Below are 12,578 nucleotides of genomic sequence, written 5' to 3' on the forward strand. Positions count from 1 at the left end.
ACGTTCAAACCTGCTGCCGTCAACTGGCCCAGGTTCACTGCGTCCGTTGCCGTCGTACCAGCAACCACTTGGTGAATCTGTGCGCCAACCGTGCCGTTGCCCAGCGTGACGCCGGTCTTCGATGAGTTGTCATAGGCAACGAACGAGTTCGTCACATTGCCGCTCGTGTCAACAGTGATGCCCGCTGCGGTCAACTGCGCCAGGTTCACTGCGTCCATGGCGGAAGCGCCCGCCTTCACGTTCGACAGCGTCGTACCAGCCGCACCGCCCAGCGTGACCTTGCCCTTGGTGGAGTCGTTGTACGCGACGAACGAGTTGGTGACGTGACCGCTCGTGTCGACGTTCAAACCTGCTGCCGTCAACTGGCCCAGGTTCACTGCGTCCGTTGCCGTCGTACCAGCAACCACTTGGTGGATCTGTGCGCCAACCGTGCCGTTGCCCAGCGTGACGCCGGTCTTCGATGAGTTGTCATAGGCAACGAACGAGTTCGTCACATTGCCGCTCGTGTCAACAGTGATGCCCGCCGCGGTCAACTGCGCCAGGTTCACTGCGTCCATGGCAGAAGCGCCCGCCTTCACGTTCGACAGCGTCGTGCCAGCCGAACCGCCCAGCGTAACCGTGCCCTTGGTCGAGTCGTTATAGGCGACGAACGAGTTGGTGACATGACCGCTTGTGTCAACAGTCAAGCCTGCTGCCGTCAGTTGGCCCAGGTTCACTGCGTCCGTTGCCGTTGTACCGGCCATCAGGTTCGAGATCTTCGTGCCTGCCGTACCAGCCAGCGTGACCTGAGCCTTGGTCGCGTCGTCGTAGGCCACCGCGTTAGCATCCGTACCGCCCGCGGCCGCCGTGATTGCGTCAGCAACGTCGTGATAGGTATTGCCATTGACCGTGTAGGTCGGCGCAACCACATTGCCGCTGCTGTCAACTGTCGCGTTGCCGCCCAGGAGGGTGGTGACGCCCTTCAGTTGCGCTACGTTCACTGCGTCCGTATCAGACTGGCCAGCAGCCATGTTCGTGACGCGACGTGTGTTGGCCTGATTCTGGATCGTGTATGGCTTGCCCGTTGCGTCGTACGCCGTGTACGAGCCCGTGCCGTCGCTACCCACTGAAACCGTGTTCGCTACGTTGGCAACCGATCCCGAGCCCAGTGCCACTGCGTCGCTTGCTGACGCATAGGACTGGACACCCACTGCCGTGGAGCTGGCGCCAGGGCTGAATGCGTTGGAACCAATCGCGATAGAACCTGCACCGGCAGCGCGTGCGACGTCCGAAGGCGGGGTCGAACCCGTGCTGTCACCCAGACCCGCGACTTGCGAATAGTACGCCGCTGTCTTGTATGCGATGGTCAAACCCGCGGTATTAACGCCAGAACTCGATGCACCTGCCGTCAAAAGACGCGTGGCCTTGACGTTCTGGACACCTTGCAGGCCCGAGTTGCCGTTCTCATTCATGATGTCGTAGACCTGGCCAACGTTGGCAGCGTCCGTGTCTTGCACGCCGTTTGCAACGTTGCTGATAACCGTGCCCTTAGGCAACAGACCTTCGGTACGATTGCCGTCCTTGAAGTACGCGCTGTTGCCTGTTCCTGCAGCAAGCGTAATCGCAGGAGATCCTGATGCGACCGAACCCGCTGCGTAGGTCACAGCTTGATTCGTCACGTTTCCGGTCCCGTCGAGTGTGAACCCTGCGGACTTGAGTTGGGAAACTGCGACCGCATCCGAACTATTGATACCGTTTTTCAGGTTGGTGATAGTCGTGCCTGCCGTACCGCCCAGCGAGACCATGCCCTTGGTGGAGTCGTCATAAGCGACGAACGAGTTGGTGACGTGACCGCTCGTGTCTACGTTCAAACCTGCTGCCGTCAACTGGCCCAGGTTCACTGCGTCCGTTGCCGTCGTACCAGCAACCACTTGGTGAATCTGTGCGCCAACCGTGCCGTTGCCCAGCGTGACGCCGGTCTTGGCCGTGCTGTCGTACGCCACGAATGCGTTCGTTGCCTTGCCGGTCGTATCGACATTCAAACCTGCTGCCGTCAACTGGCCCAGGTTCACTGCGTCCGTTGCTGTAGTACCAGCCTTCACGTTTGAAATCTTCGTGCCTGCGGTACCTTTCAGCGTTACCAGGTCCTGCGCCGAGGTGTCGTACGCTACGAATGTGTTCGTCACGTTGCCCGACGTGTCAACCGTGATACCCGCTTCCTTCAACTGCTTGACGTTGACCGCATCTGTATCCTGCGTGCCGCCGAGCACATTGACGACCTGACGCTCGGAGCCGGCTGCACCGACCGACACCGTATTTGAGCGGTTGGCAACCGACCCTGCACCCAGCGCAACGTTGTTGGAGTTGCTGGTCGTCGTGTTCGCGCCAAGGGCCAGTGAACCGACACCGCTCGCCGATGCATTTTCGCCAAGGGCCACTGCAAGCGTGTTGAACGAACGCGCATTGCGGCCGATCGCCGTGCTGCCACCCATGGCCGTCGCGCCGTATCCGAACGCCAGGCTTTCTGACGACGCCTGGGTATTTTCGCCAATCGCCACGCCCGAACCGGTTGCGTATGCGTTGTTACCGATTGCCAGACCGCCGTTTTCTACGCCTGGAAAGTGAATCGTGTCGGTCTCCACGTCCACGGTTGCGTCCGTGCCAATCGCAACGCCGTTGAGCACGCTAACCGATGCGCCCTGGCCGTTCACGACCTGATCGGGGGTGGCGGACATTGCTGCCGACATCCCGGCAATGCTCATACCGCCAACCGCGACTTGCGTCAGGATGGCTTTCGAGATGGCCGTCTTGGCACGCTTGCTTTTGCTACGACCCGTAGCGAGTTCTGAAACAGCGACCCATGATCCTGTCGATTCATTCCAAACTGATTTGTATGACTTGTTCATGCTGTGAGTACCTTTACAAAATAAGAAAATCGCCTTGCGGCTCGGCAGAGAGATCGATCGCCATCTTTTTTTCAGATGACCAATTCGGTTTGCAGCTTCCGCGTAACGCTCGGCATTCGATGCCTCTTTCGGTCACTTCGTACCGAAGCACTGAAACCGGGTTACTTGGGAAAGCCCGGTTGTTGTGAACGCAAACGAACTATAGGTTTTGCATCGAGGGGACTTAATGCGAAAACTCCTAATTCGAGTCTCACAAATCAAAGCGGCTTGTTACTGCAATGGAAATCTGTTCGGCTCAAACGCCGCGGTCTCTGTCGCTTACGATCAAACCCTTGCTGGATATGGATCTACCGAGGCCTTCTTATGAATGTTTCAGACAAAATCACTTGGCTCAGATTATTCTTATAAAGCGCATCTGTTGCATTGAGACAACCTAATTCACGAAATTTGAAATATAAATTCCGACACGATCGTTAAATATCCGACATATTCGTCGCTCGATCACTGGTCAGTTTTTACGTTCATAAACTTCACGGTGAAAATAAAAGAGCCATTTAACGCGGACGCGTTAAATGGCTCTTTGAAGAAGGGCAATTAAGGCCGATCTCGATTTCAATCACATTTGTCTATTGGGAGTTCTACGGTTAGATAATGTCAAGCACCCGACAACCAGCTATTCATCGTTCCATTATTAAGATGGACTTTAAGAACATCCTGATAGGCGTCGAACCGGGCAGTCGTCTCGCTGACCTGGTTGTTGTAGAAATCGCTTTCGGCCGACAGCACATCCAGCAACGTGCGACGGTTCAGGTGGTACCACTGCTCGAAGAACTGTTTGCGAATCAAGTCAGTCTCGACTGCCTGATCCTCGTACATCTTGGCGCGGGTGCTAAGCGCGATGGCATCGCGGTGGGCATCACGAACCTTGTACTCAGAATCAAGCACCAACTGATCACGCTTGTCGCTGCTCGAATCAGCGCGAGACAGCGCTGCTCGCTCAGCCGCACGCTGGCTGCCGCCCTGGAACGGCGTCCATGACAACTGAAGCATGGTTGACCAAGGCTGACGGTTACCGAACACATCCGGCGCCGTGTTCTTGTTGATGACCCAGTTCAGCTTGGGCAACCCGTCGGCACGCACGGATTTTGCGCTCAGCTTGGCGGCCTCGGCCTCGGCATTCAGCTGCTCGATCTGCGGATTCGTCGAGACGGCCGCCACTGCGTCGTCAAGACCGTCCAGCTGGAGTTGCCAGCGCGTGCCTCCCGGCATGGGCGTAGGTTCGGAACCCACCAGCTTGTTGACCGAGAGTTGCAACGAGCGAAGCTGCGCAGCCACGACTTCCTGCGACGTCTGCGCCTGCAGCAACCGGGACTTCGCCTGGGTCAGCTCACTCATGCGGCCCGGATCGATTCTTACGATCTCCACAAGCATGTCGACCAGCTGGGACATGCGCTTTACATAGCTTTCGCCAATGGCATAGATCTCACGGTTCTTGGCCAGTTCGACCAGACTCTGCGAGACGTCGTACGCGTTCTGTTGCGTGACTGTCTGGTAGTAGAACTCGGCGGCATCGGCAGTCTTTTTGCGGCTGTCGATGCTTTTGCTCGTCTTGCCCCAGTCGTAGATCATGGTCGTAATGGCGACGCTGGCGGTAGGCCGGTTGTACTGGTTGAAACTGGCGCTGTCGCCGGTAATGCTGGGCGAGTTCGCGCCCACCTGCACTTGCGGATAGCGCTGGCCCTTGACCTGATCGACGTCAAACTTCGCCGCCTCCCAATCGTTGCGCGCTTGTCTGATGGTCGGGCTACGCTCGGCGGCCGCATCGGCCGCGTTACGCAACGCAGCCCGCACCGCTTGTTCGGGAACCACGGCCTGGTTGTTGCGCATACGCGCGCCGGAGCCATCGTCCAGCCAGTCCGAGAAGCGGTCCGCCGGGCTCGCGCCGCCAGCCGTACGGCGAGTACGCGCCAGAGAACCGGCGGATACCGTGCCCGGCTGGCTGTCGAGTGCCTGCTGCTTCGAACCCGTACGTCCGGCGGACGCCGTAGCGGAATCAGTGGGCGACGTCGTGTAGTCGTCGTCGGCCACCGTGGCGACCGCTCCGGTAGCGAGCGATCCACGTAAAGATTGCAGATCGGCTTGCAGATTCGGCGCGCGGCCTCCCGCCAATGCGGGTACTGAAGCCGGAACTGAGGCACTGGTGGACCGGATCGGCCACGCCGGGGCAACCAGGCGCGGCGCTTCAACATCGCGCGCTCTTGCCGGTTCAACCGCGCTCTGGACGGGAGCGGCTGACGCCACGGTGACGGGCTGGACGGGATCGACCAGGCCCATGTCGCTGAAACCTCTGCTCCGCTGCGGTGCGCTCGACGCCGCAACCGGCGCTTGCGGCGCTGTATCGGCCATCTCCAGCTGTGGCTGCGGTGCGGCGCGGCGCTCGACAACAACCGGCGCCGCCACGGCCGCTACCGGCGTGCTCACGGCCAGCGGCTTTGCCACTGCTCCGGGAGTCATTGCGCGGGCAAGCGCCACAGCGCCGGCCATGCCATTGTCCGACGCGCTGCCTTGCGTCAAGGGAGCCTGCTGAGGCATCCACGCCATCTCGTCGAGTGCGGACTTCGCTTCAGCATCAGGCGCCGCGAACGAGAGCGCAACGACGCCCGTTGCAACCAACACGCCCATCGACGAAAACATGGTCCGGCTTGGGGTGATTTGATAGGGAAGCTTCACTTTGAGCCCCCCGTGGACACGGCTGAGCCGTGCCAGGTTTGTGGGATTAGACATGTTGGCTTATCTCTCGCGGAACGCTTCACGCGACTTGAAAATAGGTTTTAGCAAGTACGAGAGAACAGTCTTTTCCCCGGTACGAATTTCGACGTTTCCGGTCATGCCCGGAATGATCGGCAAGTGCTTGCCGGCAGCTACGAGCTCGCTCTTGTCAGTCAGGACCTGAACGCGGTAGTAGGTCGCATCCGGCTTGCCGGCGGCGGCTTTCTCGTCGGTCAGCGTGTCCGGGCTGACGTCGACCACGTGCCCCTTAAGGCCGCCATAAATGCCGAAGTCGTACGCCGAAATCTTGACCATGGCGGAAAGCCCTGGGTGAATGAAGGCCACGTCTGAAGGCTTGATACGAGCCTCCACCATCAACTGGTCGGCGTAAGGCACGATGCTCATGATCTGGGCGCCGGGCTGGATTACGCCGCCGATGGTCGTGACCTTGATGTCCTTGATCGTTCCCTTGACGGGCGCCAGCACCACGGTGCGCTTGAGCACATCCGCGCGGCCCACGAGGTTTTCCTTCGTTTGCGACATTTCCAGGTCGAGGCGCGACAGTTCGTCGTTAGCATCGGACTGGTATTTGTTGCGGCGATCAACAATCTGCGACTGCAGGTCATTGGCACTGCGCTTCATGCGAAGGATTTCTGTCACCGAGATCAGGCCGCGTTCAGCGAGCGGCTCAGTCATGTTGATTTCCTTCATGGCAAGCGAATAACTTGTTTGAAGCGATCCCACGGTATCTTCGAGTGCATGCCGACGCGCCTGATACGTCTGCGTCTCGCTCAGCACAATTGCCTTGTCTTGCATTACGTCAGCAGGAAACACGAGTGCGGTGTGATTTGCTTCGGCGCGCAGGCGCGCCACTTTCGCTTCGAGCCCGATCAGCTTCGCTTGTCCTTCGGCATACGAAGAATCGGCACGCTTTGGATCGATATTGAGCAGAAGTTGGCCCTTCTCCACCACATCGCCTTCCTTCACTTTCATGTCGGCGAGAATGCCGCCCTCAAGGCTCTGGATGATCTGTTCGCGCATGACAGGAATGACCTTGCCCTGCCCTTGCGTGACTTCCTCTACGTGAGCAAGCCTCGCCCATACCAGTCCGCCAACAATCACGGCGGCGACCAGATAAAGCACAGCCAGCGTGCCAGGGATCGACTGAGCGAGAAGCGACTCGCGCAGATCACTCAGATAGGCGAGATGGGCAGGATGAATCCCGATCTCGGCGTTCTTCCGGCGGCCCGCCGGGGTCAGCGAGCGCAGCGCGCGCACTAATTTGGTAGATAGCTTCATGACGGTTCCTTCACGGCGTTTTCAGCCCGTGTGTCGGGATGCTGTGTATGAGTGACCGCGGGTGCAGCAGCGGGTCCGCGCAAAGCGGCCAGCACAGCGTCCTTCGGTCCGTCGGTGGCGACTTTGCCGTCGTCAATGACGATGATTCGATCTACGAGCTGCAGCAACGAAGGCCGGTGCGTGACCACGACAAGCGTCGTGCCATGCGTTGCGCGGGCGAGATCGTTGATGAATGCGGCTTCAGTCTGCGTATCCATGGCGCTTGTCGGCTCGTCCATGAGCAGCAGGGCAGGACGGGCGATCAGGCAGCGGGCCAGCGCGACGAGCTGTCGTTGTCCGCCCGACAAACCGTCACCGTTTTCGCCAATCGGCATGTTCCAGCCAGCGGGATGTTTCGCCACCATGGCGTCGATGCCCGTGAGCTTGCCAACGCGCAGCAGTTCATGAATGGAGGCGTCGGGGCGTCCGATCATCACGTTTTCACGCAGCGAGCCATAGAAGAGGCGGCTGTCCTGCGCCACATACCCTACGTTCGCGCGCCAGTCGGCCGGGTCGATTTGCGAGATATCGAGGCCATCGTTGAACACTTGTCCGCTTGTCGGCCGATAAAGATTCGACATGACGCGAAGCAAGGACGACTTGCCGCTCCCTACACGGCCAAGAATGGCTACGCGTTCTCCGGCATTGATCTTGATGTTGATGCCCTTCAGGAACTCTACTTTCGGGCCATTCAATATTGGGTAGTGAAAACCCACCTGACGCAATTCGATCGAGCCATTGATGGCCGGGTTGTTCAGATAGGCGACTTCCGGGTCGCGCTCGGTCGGCAACTGCATGAGTTTGCTCAATGAACCAAGCGCGGCTTTCGACTGCTGAAAACGCACGGCAAGACCCGTAACCTGAGCCAACGGCGCCAGGGCGCGGCTTGCAAGAATCACGCTCCCGATCAGGGCGCCCTGAGTCATCTTCCCGTCGGCGATCAGGTACACGCCGGCCACCACGATCATCACTGTCTCGAACTGCGTAATCCACGAGACAAAGTTCATCGCCAGAGCGGAGAGACGCTTTGATTTCATCGACGTGTCGGAAGCTTTCGCCGAGAATAATTCCCAGCGCTCCTGCATGTAGCGCTCGCCGCCGGTTGCCTTCAGCGTTTCAAGACCTTCCACGGTTTCAATCAGGACACCTTGCTTAAGTGACGACTCACGCAGGTTCTCCTTCATTGTCTTGGCAAGAGGCCACTGAATGAACACGCTCACACCAATGATTACCGGGACCAGCAGCAGCGGAATGAATCCGATCACGCCGCCAATACCGAAGATCACCGCGATAAAAAGAAACGTGAACGGTAGGTCAGAGATAGTGGCGAGCGTCGCGGACGCCACGAAATCACGAACCGATTCGAATTCACGCAACTGGTTTGCAAACGATCCCGCCGATGCAGGCTTGTGCTCCAGGCGAATCGACACCGCTTTTCGGAACAGCATGGCGCCCATGATGAGGTCGGCTTTCTTGCCCGCAACATCCAGTACATGCGCTCGCACATTGCGTGAAATGAACTCGAACAGCATGGCAAGCGCAACGCCGATAGCCAGTGACCACAATGTCGTGAAAGCCTGGTTCGGCACCACGCGGTCGTAGACGTTCATGGTGAAGAACGTGCTGGCAAGCGCGAGTACATTGATGAGCAACGCGGCAAGCGCGGCGCTCCAGTAGTAACGTCGAAAACGCCACAAGGTGCTGAGCAGCCAATGGCCGTTGCTCTCTGCCTCCGGCTTTCCCGCGCGCTCGTCGGCTTGGCCGATCGGCTTGGCGAGCATGGCGAAGCCGGTGTAGTTCTCCTTCAACTGGCTCACGCCGATAGTCGTGACCTTCGAGCCCGACTCCGGCAGGATGACCAGGTAACCCGCTTCCATCTCATCCGGCTCGTCGGGTTTCATTTCGGTCGACGGCTTGATCTTCTTGACTCGTTCCGGCGCGCGGCCGATCAGGATGCAACCGCCGTGGTCCTTGCGAAACAACACGACCGGCAGCAGCAGCGGCGAAACTTCAGCCGGCTGGCGCTCGACGATCCCTACGGAAAAACCCGCTTGCTCCATGGCAAGCTGCGCTTGTTTCGGCGATATGAAGCGGCCTGCCGGCAGGCCCGACAGCATTGCGGCTTCGCTCGTGGGCTTACCGTGATAAGCGGTCATCCACACGAGGCTTTTCAGCAACGTGTCGTCAACCTTCGTGGTGAGCGTGAACTTTTCTTCGCCGCCATCGGGTTGAAGCGGCGACGTTGCGCCCGGTACATCTTTTTTCATGGCATTTTGACTTTTGAGCGTCCGGTAGGGAGGTCTGGCCTCCGGACCGGCCGGGGTGGATACGTCGCTCTGGACGACGTGAAAAGATTCATCGCGGGATGCATTTATTTCAGCGGGTGCATTATCTGCACGGGCTCGGACGCGGAAAATCGGAACCGTCTTAAATACAAACAGGGAAAGGAATCCGTAATTGGTGCTCTGCGCACCGTTTAATGCGATGAGTTGATTCTCGGCGTCAAGGCTTCAGAGAACCATGAGAATGGTCCTAATTAAACGGATGCCGGATTGGCGAAACGGTGGTGTTTTTTCACGCCGGATCGGCGATTTGGCGGGGAAATGCGAGCAGCGGCGGGAGTTCAGCGCGCGGGCATGGTGTGAAGCCGCTCTCCTGTCAGCGGCGTTTCGGTTATTGCAAGTATTGATCTGGATTAGAACGGCTTTCGATCAATCAAGGCGCGTGGATGAACATTGGAACCGGAAATCCACTTGCGATAAATAGCGGGCGCAGGAACGCGTGTTTTCGCGGCACGCAAACGCGGATTAACACGCGCACATGGCCAACTGCGATACCGCTTGAGCAATCAGGCGCCGCTTAACTGCTTTAAGCTGCCAGGCTAGAACTCAAAGGGAAGATCCTTCTATGTCCGTGCCCCCTCTCCTGCTGGAAATCTGTGCTGGTTCTGTTACGTCGTGTCTGGCGGCGCAAGAAGGCGGCGCAGGTCGTGTCGAGTTTTGCGACAACTTGCTGGAAGGCGGCACAACGCCGTCTTATGGCGCCATCGCCAGTGCGCGCGAGAAGTTGCACATAGCGTTGAACGTAATCATCCGCCCGCGCGGTGGCGACTTTCTCTATTCAGATGTCGAGTTTGATGTGATGAAGCGCGACATCCTCGCCTGTAAAAAACTCGGCGTGGACGGCGTGGTGATCGGACTGCTGAGCGCCGACGGCGACGTCGATGTGGCCCGTACCAAAGCGCTGGTTGAACTGGCCGCGCCCATGCCAGTCACCTTCCATCGCGCCTTCGATGTAGCGCGTGATCCGTTTAGAGCGCTTGAAGATGTCATCCTTGCCGGCTGCGTTCGGTTGCTCACCTCAGGTCAGGAAGCGAGCGCGCCCGAAGGCGCGGCGTTGATCAGCAGGCTGCGCGAGGTCGCTGGGGAGCGCCTGATCCTGATGCCCGGCGCAGGCGTGCGGTTGAACAACATTGCGCAACTCGTCTTTGAAACAGGCTGCGTCGAATATCACACTTCCGGACGTGCGCCCTTTTCCAGCGGCATGCGCTACCGCAATGAGCGCGTGAAAATGGGCGGCCCGGGGCTGGATGAATATTCAATCGTGGAGACTTCCGCTGACCTGGTGAAGCAGATCATCGCCAAGGCGAATCAAGGTTGGGAAGATCTGCACCGGGTTGGTTGATAACGCGGCGCCCGGACGTAGTCCAGCAGATCCCGGCTACGAGCGGTTCGGCCGAAGGCTCATCAGATGCAAAAACGCCGGCACGTGGGGCCGGCGATTCTTTCGTTGCAACACGCTTGTTTGCTTAGAACGGCTTGACCACGACCAGCAGTGTCGCGCCGAGCAGCCCGAGCACGGGCAATTCGTTGAACATCCGATACCACTTGTCCGAGCGCGTATTCTCACCGCGCGTGAAGCGGCGCAGCAATACGCCGCAGTAGGCGTGGTAAATAATGATCAGGACAACGATTCCCAGCTTGGCATGCATCCAGCCCTGCCCCTGACCAATGCCGACCACCAGCAACAGCCATAGACCACAAGCCAGCGCCGGCACGGCTATAAACGTCATGAACCGGAACAACTTGCGCGCCATCGTCAACAAGCGGGCCGTCGCCGCCGGCTCGGTTTCCATCGCCAAGTTGACGAAGATGCGCGGCAGGTAAAACAGGCCCGCAAACCACGAGGCCACTAATACTATATGCAGCGATTTGATCCAGAGCATCAGAGGTGTTTTCTCGCTGTTATGTTCGTACTTCGCCGTGACCTAAAACCACGTATTTCAGCGATGTCAAACCGTCCAGCCCAACCGGGCCGCGTGCATGCAGCTTGTCGTTCGAAATACCGATTTCAGCGCCGAGGCCGAATTCGAAACCATCGGCGAAACGCGTGGATGCATTGACCATCACGCTGGCCGAATCCACTTCGCGCAGGAAACGCATGGCGCGGTCGTGGTCTTCGGTGACAATGGCGTCGGTGTGATTCGAGCTGTATGTGTTGATGTGATCGATGGCTTCGTCGAGGTCCTTCACCAGCTTGATCGACAGAATGGGGGCGAGGTACTCGGTGCTCCAATCTGCTTCGGTCGCGTCAACGAGCGGGCCATCGAAGTTAGCTTTTTCAAGGACGGCGCGCGCTGCGGTGTCCACCCGCAACTCCACCTCCTTCTCCCGGAACGCCTTCGCCAATACAGGCAGCGCTTCTGATGCAATGCTTCGGGCGACCAACAGTGTTTCCATGGTGTTGCAGGTGCCGTATCTGTGCGTTTTGGCGTTATCGCAGACGTTGAGCGCCTTGGCCATATCCGCGCGATCGTCCACGTAGACGTGACAGATGCCGTCGAGGTGCTTGATCATCGGCACGCGCGCTTCGGCCATCAGGCGCGCGATCAGGCCCTTGCCGCCGCGTGGCACGATGACATCGACGTACTCGGTCATGGTGATCAGCTTGCCGACCGCCGCGCGATCCGCGGTCGCCACAACCTGCACCGCGTCCTGTGGCAAGCCGGCCGTTTCCAGCCCTTCGCCAATCAACTGCGCCAACGCGGTGTTGCACTCCAGCGCCTCGGAGCCGCCGCGCAGAATGGTCGCGTTGCCCGATTTCAGACACAGCGCTGCGGCATCGATAGTCACGTTCGGCCGCGATTCATAAATGATCCCGATCACGCCCAGCGGCACGCGCATCTGGCCGACCTGGATGCCGCTCGGACGATACTTGAGACCGCTGATTTCACCGATGGGATCTGCCAGCGTGGCCACCTGCCGCAGGCCTTCGATCATCGTGTTCATGGCTTTATCGGAGAGCGTCAGGCGGTCGATGAACGCGGCGTCAAAACCTTTATCGCGAGCGCGGGCGAGATCTCGCGCGTTCGCTTCCTTCAGCGTGGCGCGCTCGCGTTCTATTGCGTCCGCGACCGCTCCGAGCGCGGCGTTCTTCGCCACCGTCGAAGCACGCGCCATGGCGCGTGAAGCCCGTCGCGCGCGGCGGCCGAGGTCGGTCATGTATTCGTCGATGTCGGTCATCGTCATTCTCTTGGGTTTCGTTCGACGCGCGATGGTGCGCGGGTTTCGGTCTTCAGCGTTGCAG

At 59.0% G+C, this 12,578-nt stretch carries 6 protein-coding genes and 1 pseudogene; 1 reads left to right on the forward strand and 6 read right to left on the reverse strand.

The window, feature by feature from the left end:
- From BSU04_RS00025 to BSU04_RS00040, 4 genes are all read right to left on the reverse strand, one after another.
- Positions 1–2,885: ESPR-type extended signal peptide-containing protein (locus BSU04_RS00025; protein ID WP_256981929.1), on the reverse strand; the 2,885-nt coding region annotated here is incomplete at its 3' end.
- 654 nt (positions 2,886–3,539) lie between these two features.
- Positions 3,540–5,669: a TolC family protein gene (locus BSU04_RS00030; protein ID WP_089158684.1), complete on the reverse strand. Its 2,130-nt coding sequence runs from the start codon at positions 5,667–5,669 to the stop codon at positions 3,540–3,542.
- Positions 5,670–5,675: 6 nt separating this feature from the next.
- The gene (locus BSU04_RS00035; protein WP_089158685.1) at positions 5,676–6,953 is read right to left on the reverse strand and encodes an HlyD family type I secretion periplasmic adaptor subunit; all 1,278 of its coding nucleotides are present in this window, start codon (positions 6,951–6,953) and stop codon (positions 5,676–5,678) included.
- Positions 6,950–9,259 carry a type I secretion system permease/ATPase gene (locus BSU04_RS00040; protein WP_089158686.1) on the reverse strand — a complete coding sequence of 770 codons (2,310 nt, stop codon included), beginning with the start codon at positions 9,257–9,259 and terminating at the stop codon, positions 6,950–6,952. The genes BSU04_RS00035 and BSU04_RS00040 overlap by 4 nt, the downstream gene beginning before the upstream one ends.
- 640 nt (positions 9,260–9,899) lie before the next feature.
- On the opposite strand from BSU04_RS00040, the gene BSU04_RS00045 reads away from it, so the two are divergent.
- On the forward strand, positions 9,900–10,676 hold the full coding sequence (locus BSU04_RS00045) for a copper homeostasis protein CutC (RefSeq protein WP_089158687.1): 777 nt from the start codon (positions 9,900–9,902) through the stop codon (positions 10,674–10,676).
- 124 nt (positions 10,677–10,800) lie between these two features.
- Here the strand turns inward: BSU04_RS00045 and BSU04_RS00050 are convergent, their stop codons facing one another.
- A complete protein-coding gene (locus tag BSU04_RS00050; RefSeq protein ID WP_089158688.1) occupies positions 10,801–11,217 on the reverse strand; it encodes a CopD family protein in 417 nt (138 codons plus the stop codon).
- Positions 11,218–11,236: 19 nt separating this feature from the next.
- Positions 11,237–12,553, reverse strand: a pseudogene (locus BSU04_RS00055) (glutamate-5-semialdehyde dehydrogenase); the annotation flags it as partial.
- Between the last annotated feature and the right edge of the window lie 25 nt (positions 12,554–12,578).

This window comes from Caballeronia sordidicola, from assembly GCF_002220365.1.
Taxonomy (GTDB): domain Bacteria; phylum Pseudomonadota; class Gammaproteobacteria; order Burkholderiales; family Burkholderiaceae; genus Caballeronia; species Caballeronia sordidicola_C.